This window comes from Kineococcus sp. AC630 (assembly GCF_979255925.1).
Window position 1 is genome coordinate 20,984 of sequence record NZ_CEEDMJ010000031.1, and the last position, 24,920, is coordinate 45,903.

Sequence of the window (24,920 nt, forward strand, 5' to 3'; positions counted from 1 at the left end):
TCTTCCGCTGCCATCCGCAGCAGCGGAATACTCCGGTGGGTCCGTGTACCCACCGGAGATCCCCCCGATCGAGGACGAGAAGGGCAATTCAATGACGAATCCTGCACCACGGCACAACCAGGCAGAACCTTCCGGCACGGCCCAAACTCCGGCAGAGAAAAGGTCGGCCGCGTCGCGTCGCTCGGTTCTGGCGACCATGCTCGCGGCCAGTGCCGCGGCGACCCTAGGACCGACGCTTCTTGCCCCCACCCGGGCTGCGGCAGCAACCCGAGCTCTGCAGTCCGCCCGCTTCGACGTCGCTGTCGATGAGGCGACCGGTGGGGTCTTTCGGATGGTGGACCCGAAGGACACGTACCAGACCAACTATCTGATGAACCCGCAAAATCGCCCGAATTTCGTCGTCGACGACTCTCGGTGGCTGGGCGACATGGTGTTCAGCGTCAAGGGCCCCGCCGACGCGGCAGCCAGACCCGCGGTCACCGGACTCTCTGATGACATCCGCTCCGTGACGTCCGACGCCTCCAGTGTGACGGTGAAGTACCAGGGAACAGCAGCCAACCCGTTCGGTATCAGAGGCTTCGATCTTGTCGAGACGTACGTGCTGACCGGAGCCGACCGTAGTCGGCTGAGTTGGACGTTCACCGTCACGAACACCACGAACGCCCCGCTGGAGTTCCTCGACATCGGATTCCCGCTGCCCATGAACTCCTGGTGGTCCAAGGATCAGACGGCAATCTACGAGCAGAACGTCAGTCGCCATTCTTTCGTGGCCCAAGACGGCTCCTACATCTACTGGCAACGTCCCAATGGTGAGGCGCCCTACCTGGCCATGGTCCCCCAGGCCGGCACCAGGCTCGAGTTCAAGAACAAGGCCAGGCACAGGGAGGGCCCCTTCGGGGAGGATGATCCGGCCTGGGAGGGACTCGTCGAGTACTACATCCACTCCAAGAACGTCCAGGTCGCTCGGGCCGGCACCAGTGCCAGCTACCTACCCGCGACCTCCATCGTCCTGGCCCCCGGAGCTTCCAAGACGTACGGCTTCACCTTCGCCTGGGCAGGCAGCTACCAGGACCTGCGCGACGTGCTCTTCAGCGCCGGGGTCGTGGATGTCATCTCCCTGCCTGGCATGGTCATCCCCACCGACCTCACCGTGACACTGGCCGTTCGGGCGGCGGGCGGCATCAACGCCGTGGTAGGGGAGAGCGGCAAGAACGTGACGGTGACCGCTCAAGGTAGCCGAAACGGCTACTCGCTCTACCAGGTCAAGCTCCCCACGCTGGGCAGTAACCGAATCACCGTCACCTATGCCGGTAACCGGACCTCGATTCTGCAGTACTGGGCGATCGAACCCATCGAAAAGGTCATCGCTGCTCGAACCACCTTCTTGGTGGACAAGCAGCAGGCCAAGACAACACGGGGCTACAACGGGGCCTACCTGCAGTGGGACATGTCCCGGCAGAAACTCATCACCTGGGACGACTATCCCGGCGGGGGATGGAAGGAATGGATGGCTGGGGGATCTGACGACCTGGGCCTAGGCCCAGCCGCCTTCCTCGCGCGCAAGAACGTCGACGACCCAGTGCAGAGTCAGGTCAGCTCGGTTGACTACTTCATCCAGAAGTTCCTGGCGGGCTACTTGCAGGCCCGCACCGAGAACGGACAGCGGACCTATCAGGTCTACCGTTGGTTCGATGGGCCCGACGCAACCCCCCAGGACCAGAGCGTCTGGCGCGCCTACAACTACACGCACATCGCCAACACCTACTTCCACATGTACGAGGTCGCCATCGCGTGGCCAGAGATGCGCACAGCACTACCCGCCCAGGACTATCTCCTCATGTGCTTCCGAACCCTGGAAGCGATGTACACCAAGATTCCTCTCCCCACTCCCATTGGCGACGCGGCCAACGAGTTGGGGTTGATGGGGGAGAGTACCTACCCAGAAATTCTGGCCGCACTACGCGTCGAGGGGCGCGCAACAGAGGCGACGAAACTGCAAGGATTTCTTGACGCCAAAGCCCGCCGCCTGTTCGCACAGAAGTACCCCTTCGCCTCCGAGGCCAGCATCGACACCACGGGCTTCGAAGCGAACTACACCCTGGCGAAGATGGCTGCCAACACCGATCTGGTACGGAAGGTGCAGCAAGCCTCCCTGGCCTGCCGTGGTTTGCAACCCCTGTGGTATTTCTACGGCTCCGACAACCGGCACATGGGCGAGTCCTGGTGGAACCTGGGGTATGAGAGCCAGATCGGCGCCTGGCAGCAGCAGGACTACCTCACCGCCTACGCTGCGCCGGCGAATACTGACTTCGACGACATGGTCCGCTCCACCTATGGCGCCTACCTTGCCGGTTGGGCCAACGTGAACTCCGGGCCGATCAGCACTGCCGCAGCCAACTACGGAGCCGCCTCCTGGCAGTACCAGAGCGAGAAGGGAGGGGGTAACCAGAACTTCGAGTACATGACCGTCATGGACGGATGGTGGGCATGGTCTGGTGAGGCAGACCTCGGATTCTGGGGGGGCGTGCGTACCGCCTCGACGACAATCGTTGAGGATCGCGTTATTGGTACCTACGCCTACGGCGGAGACGTCGCATTGAGCGATGGGCAGTACACCGTCACGCCCCGCGACGGTGTACGGCAGAGGCTGATCGTCCACCCCGCTGGTGGGTTGACCGTCGGGTTGCAACGGGCCAAGTACAGCCTCGCGCGAGTCTCGCTATCCGGTGACCGCGTCATCCTGACCGTGCAGGGGCCTCGGGGTGGAACGAGTTCACCGCGGATTACTTTCGGCAATCTGGCGGCGGGCGTTTACGACGTGTCCCTTGGTGGCGCAGTCGCAACGGCCCAGCTGGTCAGCGACGGCCGAAGCGCAGCGCTTACCCCGGGCAGCGTGGTCGCCCTGGGTAGCACGGCGGCGGGTACGGTGGTCGGGATTGCCCGTAGTGGAGCAGCTCCCACCGGACGCGAAGTGGGTCGAAACGCCGCGGCGTCGGCTACTTACACCGCGGCCTGGAACCGTGTGGCTGCCCTCAATGACGGGATCGTTGCCGCCGCCGGCGCTACCGATCAGGGGGTGCTCTGGGGTACCTATCGCCCGAGCGGTAGGCCGGCATCCGATACGGCCACGTTGACGTGGACGCAGCCGGTTACGATCTCCGCCTCCTCGCTGACCTTCTGGAGCGACCGGCCCAAGGAAACGGGTGATGGTGTAGCCCTACCTGCCGCCTGGCGACTTGAGTACCGTGATGCAGCTGGCTCTTGGCGACCCGTCGCACTCCCTTCTGGTGGGTCTTACCCGATCAACGCGGCGGGTTTGAGGAGTGCGGTCACGTTCGCCCCGGTGTTGACGACAGCACTGCGCGTCGTCGTCAGTGCCAGTCCCGGTCCCGGTCCCAATAGTTCCTACTCCGCTGTTGCTGTCTCTGAGTGGACGGTCCACTCTTCCTGACGTCAGTGCGTGCCGTCGGTAGCAATCACTGCTGCCGGCGGCACGCTCGAAAGTATCCAGTCCGGGGTGCTCACGAACTGACTCATCGAACAGCAGTGCCGAAGGAGATCCATGGTGCCCACCGTTGCTGGCGAGCCTGCCGGAATTGCCGAGCTGGTCCAGCGCGTGAGCGATGAGGGGGTTGTGCTGCTGACGACTCCCGGCGGGTCGGTCGTCTGCCTGCCCTTCGAAGAGTTCGTGCGCCTACTCGGGAGCGCTAGCGCGTCCTACCCGTCACAGTCGACCTCCCCCGCGACGGCGCTGTCGGTGCGGGAGACGGAGGTGCTGAGCCACATCAGCAAAGGTCTATCCGCTACGGAGACGTCGATGGCTCTGGGGGTGAGTCTGAATACGACGAACCAGCACCTGCTCTCGGTGCGTAGGAAATTCGGGGTTCGCAGCACCCGCGAGGCTGTGCGTCAATGGCTTCTGTGTGAGCCCCAGGCATCCGCGGGGGAGGCGACAGGGGTGGGCTCGGATGAGCCGATGACCTAGTCGATGGTGATCGATCGGCGGCTGGCGGGCCACAATCGATCGCGCCTCACTTACCGACGGCTGGCGCGAGCCGTGCGAGCGAACAGGTCGCTGCGCCGCTGGCCGACACTCCCGTCGAAGGCCGTCGAAGGCCGTCGAAGGCCGTCGACTACTCGGTCTGAAGAGCCTTACAATCTGGGACCAGTGGAGGCTCGAGGGACCAGATAGCCGGGAAGCGCGTGGTGGCCTGGCCGCCAGGAGCCGGGATTGAGCAAGGCTCGTGCTGCAGTTTGTCCGAGGCTGTACAGGTCCATGTCGATGGTCGTTTGGGGGAGGCGACCCAGGCTCGACATCTGGGCCGCGTTGTCAAAACCGACGACCGCCACGTCCGCTGGGACCTGCAGACCACGGTGCAGCAGCAGGTCGATGGCGCCCCGCGCGATCTGATCGTTGCCACAGACGAGGCCATCAAGCTCTTCGGTCTGAAGGAGTCGATCAGTCGCCTCCCAGCCCCACTGCTCGAGCCAATCGCCATGCAAAGGTGCGCCTGCGACGATGGGGAGGTCGTGTGCTGCGAGCGCGCTCATCGTGCCTTCGGCTCGAAGGCGAGCTGCCTCTCGACCGATTGCCCCATTTTGCAGGGGCCCACCCACATGGGCGATGCGGCGGCAACCCAAGCCGATGAGGTGTTCGGTGGCCACGACGCCACTGCCGAGGTGGTCGCAGACGAAGGACAGGTCGTCAGGACTACTGGATGGGGCATAGGCGTAGACCGTGGAGATACCCGCAGGCGTATGCAAGGGGTCGCGCTCTTCCGGGCCTCGGCCCACCAGCAGCAGTCCATCGATGCGGCGACCTAGAAGGGCCGTCAGGTGTCGCTGCTCGAGATCCTGCCGGCCTCGACTGTTGGCCAGTAGCGCAATGGTCTGTGCCTCGCCGAGCGCGTCCTCGGCGCCGATCATGACTGGAAGGGCGAAACGCCCTTCCAAGTCATCGGTGAGGATGCCCATCGATCCGGTGCGTCCCGAGGACAGGCTCCGGGCGAGCTCGTTGGGGGCGAATTCCAGGTCCTGCGCTACCTGCATGACCCGGACGCGCGTGACCTGACCGACGTCCGGGCGACCATTGAGCGCCTTGGAAGCGGTAGCGAGGGAGACGCCGGCGGCCTTGGCCACATCGGCCAAGGTGGCGGCTCGTCCTGCTGGTCCCTTGCCTGACGACGTCATCGGTCCCCTCGATCTTTTCCGTGCCTACTGACTGTGCACCCACCAGCGACTGTGCACCCATTGACCTGAATCGATTTCGTGCAGGTCAAGTGGATGGTACCCCTTGACAGATTTCCTGTGCGAGGCCTAACGTCCCTATTCCGAAAGCCGTTTCGGACCACTGACAGAGCGATGCCGCTCCACCTCAGTCCGCGCACCATTGCCAGGTCTGCCAGCCGTCACTGGGAAGCCTGTGCCTCTCTGCAAGTCTCCCGTACACGCTGACATGCGAGGACGTGTTCCATGAGCACTCGAGTTAACTCCCTGCACACCAACCATCACCGAAACGATGACTCAGCCGCCGGCAGCGACCTCTTGCTCAACCTGAGCAGTCACGACCGCCGTCGCTTCCTGGGCTTGAGCGCCATGGGGATGGCCGTCGCCGGCCTAGGGCTCGCCGGCTGCAGTTCTCAGGCGGCCAAGGGCTCCAGCACCGACTTCGTCTTCACCTTCTGGGGAACCGGTGCGGAGAAGGACGCGGTGACCAAGGTCCTGTCTGCCGCTGCGGGAGCTGCGAGCCTGACGGCGAAGCCGCAGTCCATCCCCACCAACTACGAAACCAAGATCAACACGCTGATCGCGGCCAACACACCCCCCGACGCCGGGTATCTCACGGAGTCCATGGCCATGCGGCTGGGGGAACAGGGCAAGCTCGTCAACATTGCGGATCGTCCTTCCTTCGCCAACTACCTCCCCCAGGCACTGCACTGGTACTCCGACACCGAAGCCGTCGCCCAGACCTGTCAGGAGTCGATGACGCTCTTCTACGACGCCGACGCTGCCGGCAAGGCCGCTGTGAGCGTCCCGGCCACCGCCGGGGAGGCGTGGAGCTGGGAGGCGATGGTCCAGGCCGCAGACGCCCTGACGGTGGACTCCAATGGGCGTCACCCCTCGGAGTCGGGTTTCTCGGCCGACGACGTCCAGCGCTACGGCATGGCTGCACCCACCGGGGTTCCCCAGCTGTTCGCGCTGCTGAAGTCCAACGGCGTGGATCTCTTCAACGAGGAGGGCACCGCCACCAACCTCGACACCCCTGACGCCGTGAAGGTCCTGCAGGACATCTCTGACCTGATCAACGAGCACCGGGTTTCACCGACCCCTGCACAGGCCACCACCTTCGGCGCCAGCAGTTCGCTGCTGTTGGCCAGTGGGCGGGTCGCGATGGTCATCGACGGCACCTGGGGACTGCTGGACCTGGCCGCGTCGAAAGTCAACTACGACGTCGGTGTGTTGCCGGTGTACCAGGACTACGTCACCACGACCCTGTCCGGCGCGACGGCGGCCTTCACCGCCAGCAAGCACCAGGACTTCGCACTACAGCTCATGGACGAATTGGCTGACCCCACCAAGGTGGACCTGTACTCAGCCGGTCTGTGGATGCCAGCCATCCAGGAGTACTACACCGACGAAGCCAAGATCGCGCAGTGGACCGGTGGTGGGGCGCATCCTGCGGGGTTCCGCACCGCGGTCATCGACACCGTCATCAGCGGGGGAGTGGCCTACCCCTCCTACAAGATCAAAGAGTTCACCACCGTAGCGACGACCATCACCAACGCTATCGGCCCCATCATGGCCAGCCGCGGCGACGTGACGGCGAAAGTGAAGCAACTGGCCCAGACCGTCAACGGCCAGCTCAAGGGTGCCTATCTGGACCAGAAAGTCTGACGCGGACATGACCAGCACCGATGCACCCGTCCAGGGGCCCCGCCACCCGCCCGGAACGGCACGCGGGCCGGCCCGTGCTCGAGGATCCCGCCGGCCCGCGGGGGCGCTGTCTCGCCAGCAGTCGCGCTGGGGTCACGCGTTCGCGGCACCCGCCGTGATCGGCTTCGCGGTCTTCACGGTGGGCCCTATGCTGGCCTCGTTGGTCATCGGCCTGACCAACTGGTCCATCGGAGCGTCCCCGCAGTTCGTCGGTACCGCAAATTACGAGGCCATCTTCGCCGATCCTCGGTTCTTCAACGCGCTAAAGGCCACGTTCCTCTACGCGGCCCTGGCCGTGCCCGGCACCGTAGTGGTGGCGTTCTTCGTCGCGGTGCTGATGAACCGGGTCCAGAGGGGCCGAGGGTTCTTCCGCACCATCTTCTACTTACCGGTGCTCGTACCGCCGGTGGCCACGGCCGTTCTCTGGCTGTGGATGTTCGACCCGACAGCAGGCCTGCTCAACTCCGCTCTGCGCGCCGTGGGCCTGCCGACCTCGCAGTGGATCTACGGAGAATCCAGCGCCCTTCCCTCCATCGCCTTGGTGGCGGTATGGGGTTTCGGCAACATGGCGTTGATCTTCCTGGCCGCATTGATGGGTATCCCGCGAGAACTCATGGAAGCCGCGGAGATGGACGGAGCGGGAGCGTTCCGGCGCACCTGGCACATCACGCTGCCCCAGATCAGTCCCATCGTGCTGTTCAACCTCGTCACCGGACTCATCGCGGCCGTGCAGAACTTCGACAGCGCCTACATCATCACCAACGGTGGTCCCAACGACGCCACTTTGTTCTACGTCTTTTACCTCTACACGAAGGCGTTCACCGAGGGACAGTTGGGCTACGCCTCCGCCATGGCCTGGATCCTGTTCCTGGTCATCGTCGCAACCACCTTCCTGGTCTTCCGCACCGCCCGATACTGGGTCCACACCGAAGGGCTGAAGTGATGGATGCGAGCACCGTTCCCGTCTCGACACCCCCATCAGCACCGGCAACGGCCCCGACGAAACCTCGCGCCGGCGGACTGGGCAGAGTGTGCGTCTACGCGGTGCTCGGCCTCCTCGTCGTTTTGTGCTTGATGCCCTTCGTGTGGCTCATCCGTAGTTCCCTGATGGGTACCGAACAAATCTTCTCCTACCCTCCTGACTGGATCCCGGACCCGTTCATGTGGTCCAACTTCTCAGGCGCCCTGACTGCTGTGCCTTTCCTGAGGTACGCCGGTAACACGCTACTGCTGGTGGTGCTCATCGTCCCTGGAGCCCTGTTGAGTTCCTCAGCTGCCGCGTTCGCGTTCTCCCGCCTGGCTTGGCGTGGTCGTGACGTCTGTTTCGCCGCCCTCATGAGTGGTCTGATGCTGCCGTACGCAGCGACGTTGATCCCCTCATTCATCGGCTGGCAGGAACTGGGCCTGACCAACACTTACGTTCCGCTGGCTCTGCCGCCGTGGTTCGCGGCCGGCGCGGCGTTCAATATCTTCATGTTGCGCCAGTTCTTCGCTCAGATGCCCGTTGACCTGGACAACGCGATGTACGTCGACGGAGGTTCCCCCTGGACGGTGTTCTGGCGCATCGCCCTTCCCCTGAACAAGGGGCCGTTGACCCTGGTGGGGATCTTCACCACCATCGGCGTGTGGAACGACCTGCTCAACCCGCTGATCTACCTCTCCGACCCGGACAAGTTCACCTTGTCCCTGGGGCTGGCCTCCTTCCGCTCGCTCTACAGCAGCCAGTGGGGCTACCTCATGGCGGCCTCCCTGCTCGTCATCCTCCCGATCATGCTCCTGTTCGCGCTGGCTCAACGAGCCATCATGGAAAACCTTGCCCTGTCCGGCCTGAAAGGCTGAGCGGTGAAGGATGACGGGCGGACGTCGCTAGCTTTGAAATGGGTCGCGAACACGGTCACAGTGGGCTTGCTGGCCACGATCACCGCATTGCCGGTCCTGACCGCCCCTGCCGCGATCGCGGCGGCAGCTTACGTTCTGGAAGATCGTGACAGCGCGGGGAGTCTCGTCCTGAGGTACGGGCAAGCGCTGCGTGCCCGGATGCGACTCGGTGCGCTTCTCGCCCTCATCGCCGTACCTGCGAGTGCGCTGTCACTCCTCGACGTCGTATGGGCGTTGGGTGAGCCTCTGACGCCGTTGCGCACTGGTGTCCTCGCGGCGGGAGTGTCTCTAGGCCTCGTCACCCCGACGGTAACCCTGATGGCCGCATGCCGAATCGGATGTGAGGACAGTCTGCGGTCGTTGCTCGTCCGATCTGCCGTGCTGACTGCTTCTCGCCCGCACCGCATGTCCGTGGCGCTGCTGTCGGGCACCGCTCTCCTCGCGGCCACCGTGGTCCTCCCCGCCGTACTGCCCGTCAGTGTGGGCGTCTTCACCAGAACCCTTTGTTGGGCGATCCCACGCCGAGCGAGAGCGATTCGTACTTCCACCGCGTCGTCAGCGGCACCCGCTTGACCATCCTGTGCCTTCGTCCTGGCGCACCGATTCCCCTGGAGAACCTCCCGTGGCCACCACTTCTGAACCGTGCTCCAGTACAGGGCACCATCCGGCGACAGCGCCGCCGCTGTCGACGAGACTCTCAGCCCGGTTGGTGCCCCTGGATCTGCGCGATGTCCTCATCGAGGACTCGTTCTGGGCGCCACGCCGTGAGCTCGTCCGTAGGACCACTCTGCCTCAACAGGAGCAGCAGCTGCGAGCGAAGGGCAAACAGTTCGATGCCCTCCGTCTGCAGTGGCAACACGGGATGGAAGAACCACACATCTTCTGGGAGAGCGACGTCGGTAAGTGGATAGAGGCGGCCAGTTACACCTTGGCCTGCCACCCGGATCCAGCCCTCGAAGCGTCCGTCGATGAAGCTATCGGCCTTCTGGCCGGTGCTCAAGGTGACGACGGCTACCTCAACACCTACTTCACCGTGGTTCGCCCCGAAGGGCGCCTTCGTGATCTCCGTGACGCGCACGAGCTGTACTGCCTCGGGCACCTCATCGAAGCAGCTGTCGCTCACCACGCAGCAACCGCCAAGACGTCTCTGCTCAACATCGTCTGCAAGTACGCCGATCTCGTCGACCGTGAGTTCGGTCCGGATGGGATGTGCGAGGGCGGTTACGACGGGCACCAGGAGATCGAACTTGCCCTGATTAAACTTTCGCGTAGCACCCGGGAACCGCGATACCTGAATCTTGCCCGGCGGATGATCGACGCCCGTGGTACCCAGCCCTTCTACTTCGAAGCAGAAGCAGACCGTCGCGGTGACGAAGGGTACTTCAGCAGCGTCTTCCCGCAACGTCGCGACCAAGGTCAGCGCTTTCGCGAGTACAACCAGTCACACCTGCCGGTGCGCCAACAGAGTGAAATTGTCGGCCATGCAGTTCGGGCGATGTACATGTTGTGCGCGATGACCGATCTTGCCGCCGCGGACGGCGACCAGGCCCTTCTGCGTGTCGCCGAATGCCTGTGGTACTCCGCCACCGAGACCAAGATGTACGTCACCGGTGGGCTCGGGTCAGACCCATCAATCGAGGGTTTCGGGCCCGCTTTCGACCTGCCCGATGCTGATGGCTACGCCGAGACCTGCGCGGCGATCGGTCTGGTGATGTGGGCCCAGCGCATGGTCAACCTGACCGGCCAGGGTCACTACGCTGACACGCTGGAGCGCGCACTCTACAATGGTGTGCTCTCCGGAGGATCAGCCGACGGTACCTGTTACTTCTACGGCAATCCACTCGCGAGCGATGGTTCCCTCCACCGCCACGAATGGTTCGGGGTCGCTTGCTGCCCGCCCAACCTGGCCCGACTGCTGTCCTCGTTGCAGACCTATGCTTACGGGCAGAGCGCTGACGAGCTAGCTATTCACCTGTATATCGCTGGATCGGCCCGGACCATCGCGGGCGGCGGTGCGCTTGTGCGCCTCGAAACCGAATACCCCCTCAACGGGGCTGTCCGTATCGTCGTCGAGCCGGATCACGAAGGAACGGAGTGGACCCTCGCCTTGCGCGTACCCGCGTGGTCTAGGGCCTCCTCCCTGCGTATCGGGAACGAAACCGTCGATCTCGCGAAGATCACCGAAGAAGGTTTCGCCAGGATCCGCCGGCGCTGGTCTCGTGGCGACGTCGTCGAGATCGATCTTGAGGTGAGCGAGTTTCGGGTGTGGGCGAATACCGACGTATCAGCCGTCGCCGGCAAGGTTGCCCTCCAGAGGGGTCCCGTCGTCTACTGCTTCGAAGGAGCCGATCACCCAGGATCGACGCGGGATCTTGTGCTCCCGCGGTCCGCACAGTTTGCTATCGAGCCAGAACATGTGTCTGGCCTCGTCGCCTTGACTACCGTCGGCTACGTCGATGCCAACCCGCCGGGTAGTCACAGTCTGTATCGGCAGAAACCTCCGTCTCACGTGGCACAGTCTTTGCGCGCTGTGCCCTACTTCGCGTGGGCCAACCGCGAGCAATCGAGCATGAATGTCTGGATGCGAGAAACCTGACGAATGGTGTCTGGTCCTGGCGGGTGGGCGGTTGTACTCGCAAGAGGGCTGCATATAGCCGGGCGGAGCGCGTGCCGCCTCGACCCAGACTTCGGTGTCGATGGAAGATCAGCTACGGAACCCGATGCGTACCTGCGCGTGTAGTCTCGGCGAGGAAACTCTGTCCGACGGGATGAGGTCAGTGAGCCATTCTCAGTAGCGGCCTGACGGTCACGGGCGGTGACGCCGGTGGTGGTGCCGCAAGGGCTGAGGTGGCGGGTAGAGGTGAAACTCCGGTAAACGGAGGGCTTCCTACAGCAACATCCACCACCGGAGCTCCACCGTGTCTCATCCTGTCACCTACACCGCTGTACTGCCCACCTCCCGGGCCACCGTCCAGCACATCGCCACCCTCCTGCTGCGTCACCGATTCAAGGTGGGGACGCGCGCTGGGCGGCGGGTGCTGGGCTGCTTCGCTCAGGCGGTGCTGATCTGCCGGTTCCTACTCGATGCCGTACGGGTGTCGCAACTGGCCCGCGACAACGCCATGGGAACCTCTACCACCTACCGCTACGTGCACGAGGCCCTCGACGTCCTGGCTGCCCAGGCGCCCGGGCTGCGCTCGGTACTGCTGGCCGCGCACGCCGCCGGCCACACTCATGTAAGCCTTGACGGCACGCTGGTGGCGACCAACCGCGTTGGCGTGCATGGACCTACGATGCGAAGAGGCAGGCGCGAAGGGCAGCGAGTAGACCTCTGGTGGTCAGGTATGCACCGCCGCCACGGCGGCAACGTCCAGGTACTCACCGCTCCCGACGGCTGGCCAATCTGGGTCTCGCCGGTACGACCGGGCCGCGAGCACGACACCACCTGCGCCCGCACTCATCCCGATCTCCTCAACGCGCTGGATGAGTTCACCGCCGCCGACCACAAGGTCCTCGCCGACCTGGGCTACGAAGGCGAACGCGACCGGCTCATCTGCCCGAACAAGCAGCCCAAGGACGGGGACCTGACCGTCTCCGAACGTAGTTTCAACCGTGTCCATGCGCACGTACGAGCCCGTGCTGAGCAAGGCAACGCCAGGCTGAAGAACTACCGCGTCTTGCAGAAGGTCACCCTCTGCCCCTGGCGGATCGGCGCCATCACCGCCGCGGTCCTGGTCGTGCTGCACCTCGAGCACGACCGCACCACATGACGCACAGTTACCGTCAAGCCGCTACAGAGAAGAGCTCAGTGTCGCCGACGTTGCAGGCGAGTCCCTCGCGATGTTAGCGACGGTGATGCCTATGGCGCGCGAATGTCGGCTCGAATGGCCACCTTCGCGATGCGGGGTGCACTGGTGATCCGCAGGTCCTTCTGTGCCGCCTTCCATGGCGGCTGTCGGTGAGTAGGTCTGGGTAGTCACCGACAAGCCTCGGGCGTGATCGCGGCCTGTTCGGGTTCTGAGTAAGTCCAAGGATGTGACGAGTTTCGCTGCCCGCGACGACCAGGGGGTGGAGAACGACATCTCCTGCTCGAAGCTCACGCGCTTGGGTTTGAACAGCAGCTAGGCGAAAGTGCCTCGAAGTAGGTTCCAACGCCCCCTGTAGGACTGCTCGCGGAGGACGTGGATCACCTGAGTCAACCAGTCCTCCTTGTTGTGCTCCCGCCAGGACGGTTCAGATCCAAGCGTCAGCCGCCCGCGGTCGGAGATGACACCAATCTTCTTGACGTCGATGTGCACCAGACCGCCTGCGGCATAATACTCATAGCGCTGGACCTCGCGGTGAAGCGTTGACGGTCGGTAAGGGCGACGTCGCATAACCGCGGTAGGCCTTCGCGGGTGATGACCGCGGCGACGGTGGAGACCGGTAGGTCTAGCTGGGGTCCGATGCGGGTGGGTTCCCAGCCGCGGGTGGTGCGTAGGTGTGCGGACTTCTTCACCACGGCCCGCCGGGTGCGGGTGGGGCTGCGGTACGGTCGTGAGGACCAATCGAGTAGTCCGCCTTCCTCTCGACCACCGGCGGCGCGTAGCTGCAGAAGGCGGTCAGCCCAGCGGGCGGCGGTCGGCCAGGACACTTGGAAGGACTCAGTAGCGCGGCGGGTGGGCCATCGGTCATCGATGATGAGCCGGGCCAGTTTCAGTCTCCGCGCGGGGGTCAGGGCGGCGTCACGGTGGGCTACGGGGACCTCCGAGTGGTTTGCGTGTGGTCGCCTTCAGCAGCTCCACACTGTCCTCGGAGATCCTCCTTACGTCAGCGACTGGCGGTCTCTGGCGTGTCACTAACGTCCTGCTCAGTACACCTAGGCCCTTGGGCCGGGACCCTGAAGGGAAAGTTTTTCAAGGTGGGCCGTTACTTTCAAGTGCGGGCTTGGACCGTCGATGGCTCTCATAGCTGGCACTGCTCACATGCAGAGCCGCGGCCACGCACTGTCTAGATGAGAGGCCCCACCATGAGCAAGCTGCGCGATCTGAGAGTCGCTTCCAAATTGTTCGCTAGCTTCGGGGTCATCTGCCTCCTGCTGGCGTTCGTGGTCGCGCTCGGGATCTCCCGTCTCGGCACCTCTCAAGCCAACCTGACCAGGGTTTCCATCAGCGGAATCAGCTCCATCCAAGCCATCGCTGATGTCAAGACGAGCTTCCTCACCATGCGTCAGGACATCACCAACGCTGCAGTCGCCCTAACAGACCAGGACACCGAGACGGCCCTGCAGCAGCTGGCCACCGATGACACCGCCTACGACACTGCGTGGAAGGCCTACCTGGAGACCGCCCCCACGGCCAGTACTGCGGAGCGGGCCACCGCCGAGGACCTCCTGAGCCAGTACCGCGCGGCTCGCGAAGCGCAAATTCCGTTGGTCAAGGCCAACGATGTAGCCGGTTTCCTTGCTGCGCGCGACAAGACGGTCTCGCCGATTGCTAAGCAGTTTGCTACTCAGCTGGACGTGCTCAGTGCCACCGAACAAAACGCGGCTCAGACCATGGCCGCTGATGGCGCCTCGAGCTATCGGGCCGCGGTTGTCCTGCTCTTGGTCATCGGTGCCCTCGCCCTCGTGATCGCCGTCGTCGTCGCCACCGTCGTCGCCCGCTCCATCGCCGGTCCTCTGGCCCGCACCCTCACCGTCGTCCTCGGCCTGGCCGACGGCCGCCTCGACCAGCGCGTGGGCCTCGACACCCAGGACGAGGTCGGCCGCCTCGGCGCCGCCGTCGACGTGACCATGGACCGCCTCAACACCACCATGCGCCGCATCTCCGACTCCGCCGCCACCCTCGCCGGCTCCTCCGAGGAACTCACCACCGTCGCCACCCAGCTCTCCTCCGGCGCCGAGGAATCCGCCACCCAGACCCAGGTCGTCTCCGCCGCCACCGAAGAGATCTCCGCCAACATCTCCACCGTCGCCGCCGCCGGGGAGCAGATGACCTCCGCCATCCGCGAGATCGCCACCTCCACCGCCGAAGCCTCCGCCACCGCCGCCTCCGCCGTGCACGCCGCCACCGGAGCCAGCGAAACCCTCGACCGCCTCTCCGCCTCCTCCCGCGAGATCGGCGACGTCGTCAAGCTCATCACCTCCATCGCCGAGCAGACCAACCTCCTCGCCCTGAACGCCACCATCGAAGCCGCTCGTGCCGGGGAGATGGGCAAGGGCTTCGCCGTCGTCGCCGGGGAGGTGAAGGAACTGGCCCAGCAGACCGCGCGGGCCACCGAGTCCATCGTGACCCGCGTCAACGCCACCCAGACCGACGCGGCCGAGGCGGCTTCGGCGATCGCGGAGATCACCGAGGTCATCGCCCGCATCGACGGCCTGCAGGCCACCATCGCCGCGGCGGTGGAGGAGCAGTCGGCGACGACGTCGGAGATGGTCCGCAACGTCACCGAGGTCTCCTCGGGGAGTCAGGAGATCGCGTTGAACATCTCCGGCATCGCCGCTGCGGCGGATCAGACCACCTCCGGTGCCACCCACACCGCCACCACGGCGGGCGAGGTCTCGCGCGCCGCGGTCGAGCTTAACGAGCTCGTCAGCCAGTTCACCCTCTCCAGGACCGGACTGTGAGATCAGAGAGCCGATCTCCCAATGGCTTGACCTGTATCCCGCCTCTCCTAATCAATACGTTGCCGAATATCCCCTGGCGGCACTGCCGCCGGGTTACGTGAAAGCAGGTGCAGCCATGTCTGAGGCCGTGTCTGAGGCCGTGTCTGAGGCTGACTCCGGGGTGAACCCTGAGAGCCACGAGGGCTCGACAAGCGAACAACCGGCTCGCCTTTCTGTGGTTGATGTCAGCGGCAGGTGGGTGTGGCGAGGGGGCGGCGGTCACAGCGCCCACCTGGTGCGGGAGCGTTCAGCGAACAGCTCCAGCCCTTGGACGGTGTGCGGCAAGAGAGTTCGCGGACCTCGCCTCGCCTGGCGCGGGGTGTGTCCCACCTGTCGACAGCGGAGTGCGAATCTCGACGCCGAACCCACTCCCGCGCGTCACCGCACCATTAGGCCATCAGCCCCAGCAGCGGAGCTCGTGGCTGGCCACCCGCGCCCGCACGCACCGGGCTGACCATGCGCTCGCCCGCGCCGGGATGACGGGTCTGCCCCGACTTCCGTTGACTCTCGTAGGTGCGGTTGCAGGCGCAATGCGCCGGTCTGGCCCACCGCGAGCGGTGTGTACCCGCCAGGTTGAGGAGGGGACGACTACTGACTTCGACCGACACAACGTGGCGGCCCTGGAACGCGCATTGAGGTGCTCCGTCACCGGTGTGGAGGTTACGGGGTGGTCGGCTCGGTGCCCGAGGCGGCGCTCATCAAGGTGCCCGCGGCCTGCATTAAGGTATCTAGAGCGCTCACGGCGGAGGTGGCGGTGTCGGTGCTGTGAGGCGTCCGGACCGTGTTTGAGCCTGAATCCACCGCTTGTGGATAACGCGATGGCGCCCGTAGGGCGCTGTTGACGGTTCCCGGCCAGGGGCGTGCGGCAGCGGCCGGTCTGCCCGGCTTTTCCACTCCTGTCTTCGGGTCGCGCCCGCGGTGGGCTGGTGGTCGGTGGAACGGGCTCAGGTCCGCAGGCGGGGGTGCGCGACCGGTCGGGCAAAGGCTTTGATCGCAGCGAGGACGTTGTCGAAGCCAGCCTGCCAACGCCAACCATGCGGGGCGTGCAGTCGTAGTTTGCGACCTGAAGACGCGATCCGAGCCGGGAGCGAGATCAACTTTCGGCGGATCGTTGCCATCCGCTCCCGACGGTGTCCTGCCCCGGCCAGGGCGGCGAGGGTGCGGGTGAGGTTGTGGGCGATCACGGCCAGCATCAACCAGGCAGCATTCGCCTGGAACTTCCCCGACGGCAGATGCGCCAACGCGTTGTCCTTCAACTCCGCGATCGTGGACTCCACGATCGCATGCGCGCGGTGGGCCTTCTCCGCGATCAGCATCGACATCGGCGAGTCGGTGAACACCGCGTGGTAACGGTAGGTGTCGAACAGTTCGCCCTGCACGTTGCCTGCACCCGCGCCTGCGGTGGGGTTGAGGCGTTTGACCCGGCGGACGATCAATCGGGCGGTGACGTGTTCGGCCTTCCGCCGTCCGGTGAACGCGGTGTAGACGGTTTCGGCGACCTCCGCATCGGACACCCACCGCTGGTCCTCCTCGTCCCAGATCGCATCGGCGTACTTGATCGACGTCCAGGCGTCGTCGGGGATGGCCGAGATGGCCCGTCGGAGCGCGGGATTGCTGCGGGTGGTGATGGAGAACCGGGCCCCGGCGCGACGGGCGGTCGCGACGACGTCGTGGTTGTAGTAGGCGGAGTCGGCGCGGACGATGACCAGCCGCGCAATGCTGTTCGTGCCCGGGGTCGTGCTCGAGCCGGTGGTGCGCTTCAACGTCGCCAGGCCGTCGGCCAGAAGTTTCGAGGCACCCCGGGCCGAGGCGGTCGAGCCTTTGCGCAGTCGGGCGCCGAGGATGACCGAGGCGCTGGTGGGGGTCGTCGCGGTGAGGATCATCGCGTTCAATCCCTTCACCTTTGAGTAGCCGTATCCCGCGCCCTGTTTGGCGTAGCCGTAGGTCTGGCGGATCGTGTCGTCGATGTCGAGGTAGACGAGTTCGGACGCGTCGGGCAGCAAGGGCTGCCCGGCCTGTGTCGTCGTCGTTTGAAGATTCATCAGCAAGCGGGAGTTGACGGCGTCGAGTTGGCGGACGTGGCCGTGAGTGAACTTGCGCAGGAACGTCCCCAGCGTCGAGGGTGCACGGAGTTCGGTGAAGATCTTCTTGGTCCCGCCATGGCGCAGGAGGTCCATGTCGTCGATGCTGTCGGCGCCGGCGAGCATTCCGGCGATGAGGACGGCGATCTTCTCGGCGGGGTAGGCCGCGCCGGGACCGGTCAGGGTCAGGTGCTCGCGAACGAGGTCGAACAACCCGGCCTGCTCGGCCAGGCTCATCGCGGGGATGAGGCCGGTGTGGGCGATGAGGTTCGGCTCATCGAAGACGATCGAGGAGGTCAAGCCCGAGGCGGGCAGGACGTGGGAGACTTCCATTCGGCGGGTGCCTTCCCTGGCAGACGACGTTGGACCCTAGAGAAGTCCCATCGTTGCAGGTCAGCAGGCACCCGCCGCCTCACGTCATCCCGTGGTCAGCGACGACCAGCGGTGGATTCAGGTTGAGTCCTCGCGCCCTGCGCACGCCACAGCCTTCTGGCGGTGGGGGCCTCGTGAAGAAGGACTCCCTCTTTACCATCTGGTTTGCGCCGATTTGGGAGCGACGCGAGGTTAGTGCAATGGGTACGTATCCGAGCAGCGGAGCACACTTCTATGGAAACCGTTGCGTTGCAATTAATCAGTTCATCTGACCGCTCCTGTCGGATATCTTTTGCGTATAGCACCCACGTGGCTGAGACCCTCCGTTGGGTGCAGAGGGTCATCCGGATGACGCTGCCGCCTGCACCGTCGCAGGACCACCGCGTTGGTCGCACACCGGTCGACCCCTCCCAAAGGAGGGACCGTTGCGACGGCGCCTCGGTCAGTATGAAATCGTGAACGCGTCCCTATCCACCCAGGGGTGGGAATCTCTGCAGCTGCAGATCCTCAGGGTCGCCTCGACCGTGGCGCCAGGCGGCTGGATCGGCCCTACGGCCCTGAGGCGCATCGCCGAACCTGAACCGTTGCGCGCCGCCATCGACTTCTTGCACGCTTACGACCTCCTTGGGGCGGTGGAATACCGCGAGCTCGAAGGTGACAGCGGAGCAGCGCCAGACGTGCTGCCTGAATCCGTCATCGTCAGCAACTACGGACGATGGTTGGTGGAAACGTTGGACTCTACGTGCCCGGCCCCCGATGACGTCCCAGACTCTGTTGGGCCGGATCCCGTTGGGCCGGATCCCGTTGGGCCGGATCCCGTTGGGCCGGATCCCGTTGGGCCGGATCCCGTTGGGCTGGAACCCTTACCTACTTCTGCCGCAGACCCCGACGAGAATGCTGGTGGCGGCCATTCGTAACGCTGCACCAGACGCGGGCCACCAGAGAAAGCATCGTCGACATCTGCTGACCGTCTCGGCGTTCACGACACTTGCTGTCGTCGTCAACGTCTCAGGGAACGCCTCGGACCGGACCGGCGATGTCCCGGCCGCGGCCACCACGGTCGCCGAGCACCCCTGGCCCGTCCCCGCCGGCCACGACCCACGGTGGGTGTGCGCGTTCCTGAGCGAGAACTCCCAGTGGGCGCTGACGGAGTTTGAGAGCGCGGTGGGGCGACCGCTGGACTGCGTGGCGACCTACCTTGACCGCTACTCATGGCAGGACCTGACCGGGTTGTCCCCGTTGACCGCACCCGGTCAGGAACTTCTGCCGTGGGTCGGCGCCGATCCCGCGGCCCGCCGTCTGGTGCTCTCGGTGCCCATGGTGCCGCTGTCCGAGACGACCGCCCCGGGGGCTGACTGGCGTGAGCGCGGCGCGGCCGGAGAGTTCGACGCCCACTGGCGCGCGTTCGCCGAACGGGCCGTCTCCCTCGGGCTGGGCCGCTCGCTCCTCCGGCTGGGCTGGGAGTCGAACGGATCCTGGTTCCCGGAGAACTTCGTCGGCACCCACGACGCGCAGGTCACCGCGTGGCGGGCTTACTTCCGGCGGGTCGTGGATGTCCTGCGGTCCGTACCCGGCGCGGAGTTCTTCATCGACTTCAACGTCAACGCCGGGAGCGGCGACGCCCACCGGGACGACGGCAGCTGGCGGCCGCTGACGGACTGGTACCCCGGGCGGGACCATGTCGACGCGATCGGTGTCGACGTCTACGACCGGTGGATCCCGGGTTTCGACCGTTCCCGGCCACCAACCGGTGCGACCCCGGGCGAGGTGAGCAACTGGTACCAGAGGCGGTGGAGATCGTTGTTCGCCATGCCGAACTCGCTGCGCGACTGCTTGGAACTGGCCCGGCGCGACGGTTTGCCGTTGTCGGTGGGGGAGTGGGCCATGTCGGGTGATGAGGGAGGTTCGGCCGGGGGGTGGGACAACGCGTGGTTCGTGCATCAGATGGGATCCGTCGTGGCGCAGAACCCTACCCTCTACACGGCCTACGCGAACTACCCTGACGGCGGGATCGGCATGACGCTCACCGGTGCCCCGCAGGGCCTGGCCGAGTTCCGCCGCTCCATCGCCGGCCTCGAGCGCTGAGCCACTCAGCTGAGTGGAGCGGAGATGCTGGCGTGCACCGCCTCCTTCCAGTGGGGCGCGCTGCCCCGGGGCTGCAGACCTTGACGGGCTCGGCTGATGGTCCAGCGCGCGGCCTGACGGGACCGGCGCAGGTGATCCTCGTCGGCCGGACCTCTCGCAGGACCCTCTGCTGCAGAACTGCCTGCGCCGGAACCGTTGGATCCGGAACCAGTGGACGAGTTCTGCCCCTCGTAGCAGGAGATCAGGTGCTCGATGGTCTCTTCCTCGCTCCCGTCACGCACCACGAGCCGCCGGGTGGTCGTGGACCACAACGCCAGCATCTCATCTGGCTGCACGACGACGTACAGACGCTCTACGGACTCCAGGTCCTGGCGCGTCACTGCCCGGTCCGGCACTGCGCCAGGAAGCGACGGCCGCCGGCGCTGATGACGACCCGGGTCGGACCATGCTCTCGTCGGCGTACTCCAGCCGGCCAAGCAGTCGGTGCCGGCGCAGATGCAGCACCGCGGCCCGCACACGAGACGGTTCGGCAAGGGTGCGCAGGCTCTCGGCGGCCGCAAGGTCACCCTGCTGCTTGCCCGCCAATCGCAGCACCGCGACCTGCAGCTCGCTCAAGCGGAGGGTCTTGTGCTGCGCAGAGTTCTCGACGTCGTCCACGCGACCATCCTCGCCACTACGGTTCGGCTGCACCCCCTCCTTTCGGAGGGGCTCGATAGCGGTCCTGGTTCAGACGGGTGGATCGCTGTGCGGGAACGGCACGAGGGCCTGCACGAGGAAACCCCCGTCGGCCGTCGGGCCGGCGTGCAACCAGCCGCCCAAGACCCGTGCGCGTTCGGTGATGCCGGGCAGACCCGCTCCGCCGGTGGGCAGACCGCATCCCCCACCGGGTCGGGCCTCCCCGCCCGTCGTGGAGTTCGACACCCGCAGTCGAACGCCGGGGTGGTGGCCCGGCAGTCCCACCAGTTCCACGCGGACGTCCACCCGCGACCCGTCGGCGTGCTTGCGGACGTTGGTCAGCGCCTCCTGGACGATGCGGTAGGCGGCTCGCTGGACGGGAGCGGGCACGTCCCGGACGGCCTGCAACGTTGGCAGGTCGAGTTCTCCGGGGACGTCGGCCACCTGCCACAACCGGGTGATGTCATGGATGGTGTGATCCGCGTCCAGCGCCGCCGCGACCTCCTCGCTGGTGAGAGCACCCAGCACCTGACGCAGCTCGTCGTTGGCCTGCACCGCGAGGTTGCGGATGACCTCCGCCGTCGCGTGGACCTCTCCGAGGTCCCCCGCGCCGTCGGAGACGCGTAGTGCTCCGGCCTGCAGGGCGATCAGCGAGATCTGGTGGGAGACGACATCGTGCATCTCCCGCGCCAGCAGTGCACGTTCGTCCATACGGGCGGCGCGCTCGCTGAGCAGTTGCTCACGACGGCGGCTCTCGCGCAGCTCCTCCAGCTGCCGGCGCTGCTCACCGCGGATGCGGCGAAGGTGGCCCAGCAGGCCAGCACCGCCGACGAAGCCGGCGAAGTAGATGGCCGACTGCAGGTTGATCATGAACCAGCCGGGCCCGGTGTACCAGAACGTGATGGCGTTCGCGGCCGTCAGCACCACGACGATCCCCACGATCGTCGCCAGGACGAACCGCCGCCGTCGGTAGGTGTAGTTCGCCAGCAGGATCGCGGGTGCGACCTGCTGGGCCGACCAGAACATCGCGGGCAGCGACAGCAGCAGGGCTGGCAACGGCCACCGGCGGCGCAGCAGCACCCCGAGCACGGCAGCCACCGACAACCACATCGCGGTGGGCCAGCCGAAGTTCACGCCCTTCGAGAACGCGTCGGCCACGGAGACCAGGACGAGCGCGGCGTCCACGACCCACCGCCTCCGGCGCGGGGAGAGACGGTTCACGACAGGTTCACGACTGCGCGCCACCCGGGATTGAGACGGGTGCCACGCTGGGGACGGGGAACTCGGCCTGGAGGCGGAAACCCCCGTCCGAGGTGCGCCCCGCTGAGTAGACGCCCTGCGAGGCCGCCACCCGCTCCTCCACCCCGACGAGCCCGAGGCCGGTCCCCCTGGTGCCGGCACCCGGCGCCGTTCCCCCCTGCGTTCCCCCCTGCGTTCCCACCTGTGTGTCCCCCTGCGTTCCCCCCGCGGGGACGGGCGGCACTTCGTTCTGCACCTGGACGGACACGCGCCGGGCCTCACGCTGGACCCGCACGTGCACCCGCGCCCCGGGTGCGTGCCGGCGTGCGTTGGCCAGCCCCTCCTGGATGACGCGGAAAACCGTGCCCTGCAAGCTATCCGAGACGCCTTCGAGGACAGCGGGATCGATCTGGAGGGAGCCTTCGAGGCCGCTCTCCGCCCAGAGCCGCGGCAGGTCAGCCGTCTGCCCCGGAGGGCGCACCGGCTGGTCGCCGCCCCCGGTGATGTCGCCGCGCAACGCGGTGAGCATCTGGCGCAGTTCGTCGGTGGTCCGGGCGGCCAGCACCCGGATCTGCTCGGCCGCCGACCGCACCTGCGGCGACGGGGCCCCCACCCGCAGGGCACCGGCCTGGATGGCGATGAGTGAAACCTGGTGGGAGACGATGTCGTGCATCTCGCGCGCCAGCCGGGTGCGTTCCTCCGTCCGGGCCGCGGTGTCGACGAGGTGGGTCTCGTGCGCGCGGGCGGCCAGCAGTTCCTGCAGGCGGTACGCGGCCTCGGCCCGGGCGACGCGGTAGGCCCCCAACGCGGCGGCCCCGCCCAGGACGGCCGTTATCTGCAGCAGCGCAGCACCGTTTGCCCGCCACATGCCGGGGTCGGGATCGATGATGGGCCAGGCATTGATGCACAGCGCGAGCACGAGTGCGGTCACGACGACGGGCCCGCGGTGTCGCTGCCCTGTGGAGCGCCGCCCCAGGCTGTGCGCCAGCACCGCCGGGGCCAGCTGACTCTGCGCCCACCCCAGGGCGGGCGCCCCCAGCAGGAAGGCCGCCAGCGGGAACCGCCGTCGGGCCAGGACCGCGATCAGGGCCAGGCACGACAGCACGAAGGGACGGTTCCAGCCGACCGTCTGGTTGCTGAAACCGTCCAGCCAGCACAGCACGAGCAGCCCGAGGTCGACGCCGACCCGGGCGGCGGGGTGCTCGACCAGGACCCCCGACCACCGCGACCACCGTCCCCGCTGTGCCCGCCGCGTGAGCGCTGTAGACGTCACGTCTCCTCGACCAGCCCGGCCCGGACCGCGAGGACGGCCGCCTGGACCCGGTTGCTCACCTGCAGCTTGGCCAGGACGGCGCCCACGTGCTCCTTGACGGTGGGCACCGAGACGAACAGGTCCTCGGCGATCTCGGCGTTCTGCGCCCCCCGGGCCAGCAGGGTCAGCACCTGCAGCTCCCGCCGCGTCAGGCGCTGCAGCGATACCCGGGCCGGGACCGATGCACGTGAGCGCAGGAACCCCTCGACGACGGCGGCTGTCACGCCGGAGGAGAGGACGGAGGCCCCCCGCGCGAGGGCCCGGACGTGTTCGATCAGCTGGTCGGGGTCGGTGTCCTTGAGCAGGTAGCCGTCCGCCCCGGCCGCCAGGGCCTGTGCGACCTTCTCGTCGGCGTGGAAGGTGGTGAGCATCGCCACGGCGGGCCGGCGGGGCAGGTGCCGGATTCCGGCCAGGACGCTCATCCCGTCCACCTCAGGCATCCGGATGTCGAGGAGGCAGACGTGGAGGCGGTAGCGCCGCACGACGTCCAGCGCGTCGACACCGCTGACGGCGGCGACGACGTGCAGGTCCGGGGCGGAGGAGAGGATCGCTGTTAGGCCGGACCGTACGAGGGGTTCGTCGTCGACGACGAGCACCCGGACTGCGTCGGGGTCGTGGTGGGGGTCGTTGGGGGCACCGGATGATGGCGCCGGGGGCCATGCAGGGCCGGTCATGCTTCCAGTATCGCCACAGAGGGCCCGCGCCCTACCCCTCCTGAAGGAGGGGTAGGGCCGGTGGAGGAGTGCACCATCGGCGGATGCCGACGGTGGGGGGGCGGTGGGCAGGCTTGCTGCAGGTTGCCCTGGGGGTCGCCGGCCGACTCGCGGTCTGGGGGGGACGGGTCGGCTGGCCCGGCGGGTCGATCGTTGTCGTGGCTCCGCCCCGCCCGCTCCCTGCCCGTCGAGAACCCCGTCGAGCCTGATGCGGGAGGCTGGCCTGCGGACGTCAGTGGCGCCCAGGCTTGGGTTGCGGAGACAGTCCCGCCGGAGGTGGCGTTTCCTCGGGAGGGAGACGGCGCACGCGGGTGGCGCGGTAGTCGAAGCTGTCCTGCTGGGCGGCTTTGTAGTCAAACTTCACCGCGTCACCGGCCTCGAAAGACCGGAACCCCTTACCTTCGATCATGCTGTAGTGCACCCAGGCGTCGCGGCCCGGTGGAAGTTCGCTGCAGCTGATGGCGCCGGTCCCCTTCTCTGCTTTGAGCCACTTGACCACGCCGTATGCCATCACCACAGCTTGCCGTAAGAGCCAGCGAGCTCACGCCGTTTCAGCAGCGATGCGTCTGCCTATTCCTCGGTACTTTCGAGTGTCTGCTCTTCGTCGTGACCGCGATGTCTCACCCACCTGCGACAGCGCGCACCGCGGGATGTCTGTGAGGTCCGCGACTCGATACCAGCACCGATGGGTCCTCCGAGGCACCCGAACGGCGGCCTGACCGACGACGCAGGGTCTCCCTCCGAACGCAGTGGCTGCGATCTTTCCTCCGTGAGACGGCCCGCGTGACGACCCTGCTCGCCGCGACGGGCATCCTGCTCGTCTTGGTCGGTGTCGCTTTGGTCGCCTCGAGCCCGTACGCGGCGTTCGGCTGGTACGACACCAACGACGGCTCGATCCCCGTCGAGGCTCTAGTGTCCCGCACTTGAGTTTCGCTCGATAAGTCGTAGGTTCGTCGCATGCCTCGGACCGGACGTCCCAAACCCGA

The 24,920-nt window shown here is 66.2% G+C and carries 17 protein-coding genes and 1 pseudogene; 10 read left to right on the forward strand and 8 right to left on the reverse strand.

The genetic code is table 11. The features are described 5' to 3' along the window. Positions 1 to 43 precede the first annotated feature (43 nt). Together AC0I8G_RS23185 and AC0I8G_RS23190 are read left to right on the forward strand one after the other, a co-directional pair. On the forward strand, positions 44 to 3,451 hold the full coding sequence (locus tag AC0I8G_RS23185; protein ID WP_471732059.1) for a DUF5695 domain-containing protein: 3,408 nt from the start codon (positions 44 to 46) through the stop codon (positions 3,449 to 3,451). Positions 3,452 to 3,562: 111 nt separating this feature from the next. Further along, complete coding sequence (locus tag AC0I8G_RS23190; protein ID WP_471732060.1) at positions 3,563 to 3,985, forward strand: helix-turn-helix domain-containing protein; 423 nt, start codon at positions 3,563 to 3,565, stop codon at positions 3,983 to 3,985. A gap of 167 nt (positions 3,986 to 4,152) precedes the next feature. On the opposite strand, the gene AC0I8G_RS23195 is transcribed toward AC0I8G_RS23190, so the two are convergent. After that, positions 4,153 to 5,139, reverse strand: a complete 987-nt coding sequence (locus AC0I8G_RS23195) for a LacI family DNA-binding transcriptional regulator (protein WP_471732061.1) — start codon at positions 5,137 to 5,139, stop codon at positions 4,153 to 4,155. A 333-nt stretch (positions 5,140 to 5,472) separates the two neighbouring features. Between AC0I8G_RS23195 and AC0I8G_RS23200 the strand changes: the two genes are divergently transcribed. The 5 genes from AC0I8G_RS23200 (at position 5,473) to AC0I8G_RS23220 (ending at position 12,581) form a co-directional block, all read left to right on the forward strand. Further along, positions 5,473 to 6,894 carry an extracellular solute-binding protein gene (locus tag AC0I8G_RS23200; protein WP_471732062.1) on the forward strand — a complete coding sequence of 474 codons (1,422 nt, stop codon included), beginning with the start codon at positions 5,473 to 5,475 and terminating at the stop codon, positions 6,892 to 6,894. A gap of 154 nt (positions 6,895 to 7,048) precedes the next feature. Continuing rightward, a complete protein-coding gene (locus AC0I8G_RS23205) occupies positions 7,049 to 7,876 on the forward strand; it encodes a carbohydrate ABC transporter permease (protein WP_471732063.1) in 828 nt (275 codons plus the stop codon). A 290-nt stretch (positions 7,877 to 8,166) separates the two neighbouring features. Beyond that, entirely contained in the window at positions 8,167 to 8,772 is a 606-nt protein-coding gene (locus AC0I8G_RS23210) for a carbohydrate ABC transporter permease (RefSeq protein WP_471732064.1), read from the forward strand. A gap of 748 nt (positions 8,773 to 9,520) precedes the next feature. Then, positions 9,521 to 11,407, forward strand: a complete 1,887-nt coding sequence (locus AC0I8G_RS23215; RefSeq protein WP_471732065.1) for a glycoside hydrolase family 127 protein — start codon at positions 9,521 to 9,523, stop codon at positions 11,405 to 11,407. A gap of 301 nt (positions 11,408 to 11,708) precedes the next feature. Further along, the gene (locus tag AC0I8G_RS23220) at positions 11,709 to 12,581 is read left to right on the forward strand and encodes an HARBI1 family protein (RefSeq protein ID WP_471732076.1); all 873 of its coding nucleotides are present in this window, start codon (positions 11,709 to 11,711) and stop codon (positions 12,579 to 12,581) included. A 476-nt stretch (positions 12,582 to 13,057) separates the two neighbouring features. Here the strand turns inward: AC0I8G_RS23220 and AC0I8G_RS23225 are convergent. After that, a pseudogene (locus AC0I8G_RS23225) lies at positions 13,058 to 13,531 on the reverse strand (leucine zipper domain-containing protein); the annotation flags it as partial. A gap of 288 nt (positions 13,532 to 13,819) precedes the next feature. Between AC0I8G_RS23225 and AC0I8G_RS23230 the strand changes: the two are divergent. Beyond that, the gene (locus AC0I8G_RS23230; RefSeq protein ID WP_471732066.1) at positions 13,820 to 15,418 is read left to right on the forward strand and encodes a methyl-accepting chemotaxis protein; all 1,599 of its coding nucleotides are present in this window, start codon (positions 13,820 to 13,822) and stop codon (positions 15,416 to 15,418) included. 983 nt (positions 15,419 to 16,401) lie between these two features. Here the strand turns inward: AC0I8G_RS23230 and AC0I8G_RS23235 are convergent. Continuing rightward, on the reverse strand, positions 16,402 to 17,871 hold the full coding sequence (locus tag AC0I8G_RS23235) for an IS1380 family transposase (protein WP_471732067.1): 1,470 nt from the start codon (positions 17,869 to 17,871) through the stop codon (positions 16,402 to 16,404). A 1,146-nt stretch (positions 17,872 to 19,017) separates the two neighbouring features. On the opposite strand from AC0I8G_RS23235, the gene AC0I8G_RS23240 reads away from it, so the two are divergent. After that, a complete protein-coding gene (locus tag AC0I8G_RS23240; RefSeq protein ID WP_471732068.1) occupies positions 19,018 to 19,995 on the forward strand; it encodes a glycosyl hydrolase in 978 nt (325 codons plus the stop codon). Positions 19,996 to 20,316: 321 nt separating this feature from the next. Here AC0I8G_RS23240 and AC0I8G_RS23245 read toward each other — a convergent pair whose 3' ends face one another. The 5 genes from AC0I8G_RS23245 to AC0I8G_RS23265 all read right to left on the reverse strand — a co-directional run bounded on the left by AC0I8G_RS23245 (position 20,317) and on the right by AC0I8G_RS23265 (position 24,445). Next, the gene (locus tag AC0I8G_RS23245; protein WP_471732069.1) at positions 20,317 to 20,652 is read right to left on the reverse strand and encodes a hypothetical protein; all 336 of its coding nucleotides are present in this window, start codon (positions 20,650 to 20,652) and stop codon (positions 20,317 to 20,319) included. 69 nt (positions 20,653 to 20,721) lie between these two features. After that, a complete protein-coding gene (locus tag AC0I8G_RS23250; RefSeq protein ID WP_471732070.1) occupies positions 20,722 to 21,855 on the reverse strand; it encodes a sensor histidine kinase in 1,134 nt (377 codons plus the stop codon). Positions 21,856 to 21,898: 43 nt separating this feature from the next. After that, complete coding sequence (locus tag AC0I8G_RS23255; RefSeq protein WP_471732071.1) at positions 21,899 to 23,182, reverse strand: sensor histidine kinase; 1,284 nt, start codon at positions 23,180 to 23,182, stop codon at positions 21,899 to 21,901. Continuing rightward, positions 23,179 to 23,895: a response regulator gene (locus tag AC0I8G_RS23260; protein WP_471732072.1), complete on the reverse strand. Its 717-nt coding sequence runs from the start codon at positions 23,893 to 23,895 to the stop codon at positions 23,179 to 23,181. Before AC0I8G_RS23260 ends, AC0I8G_RS23255 begins: the two co-directional genes overlap by 4 nt. Positions 23,896 to 24,166: 271 nt before the next feature. Then, entirely contained in the window at positions 24,167 to 24,445 is a 279-nt protein-coding gene (locus AC0I8G_RS23265) for a cold-shock protein (protein WP_471732073.1), read from the reverse strand. 272 nt (positions 24,446 to 24,717) lie between these two features. On the opposite strand from AC0I8G_RS23265, the gene AC0I8G_RS23270 reads away from it, so the two are divergent. Further along, a complete protein-coding gene (locus AC0I8G_RS23270) occupies positions 24,718 to 24,861 on the forward strand; it encodes a hypothetical protein (RefSeq protein ID WP_471732074.1) in 144 nt (47 codons plus the stop codon). Positions 24,862 to 24,920 lie beyond the last annotated feature (59 nt).

Bases quoted from the DNA above. Each gene is read 5' to 3' on its own strand.
- AC0I8G_RS23190 (WP_471732060.1), top strand. From the start codon at position 3,563: ATGGTGCCCACCGTTGCTGGCGAGCCTGCCGGAATTGCCGAGCTGGTC.
- AC0I8G_RS23200 (WP_471732062.1), top strand. From the start codon at position 5,473: ATGAGCACTCGAGTTAACTCCCTGCACACCAACCATCACCGAAACGAT.
- AC0I8G_RS23230 (WP_471732066.1), top strand. From the start codon at position 13,820: ATGAGCAAGCTGCGCGATCTGAGAGTCGCTTCCAAATTGTTCGCTAGC.
- AC0I8G_RS23235 (WP_471732067.1), bottom strand. From the start codon at position 17,871: ATGGAAGTCTCCCACGTCCTGCCCGCCTCGGGCTTGACCTCCTCGATC.
- AC0I8G_RS23260 (WP_471732072.1), bottom strand. From the start codon at position 23,895: ATGACCGGCCCTGCATGGCCCCCGGCGCCATCATCCGGTGCCCCCAAC.
- AC0I8G_RS23265 (WP_471732073.1), bottom strand. From the start codon at position 24,445: ATGGCATACGGCGTGGTCAAGTGGCTCAAAGCAGAGAAGGGGACCGGC.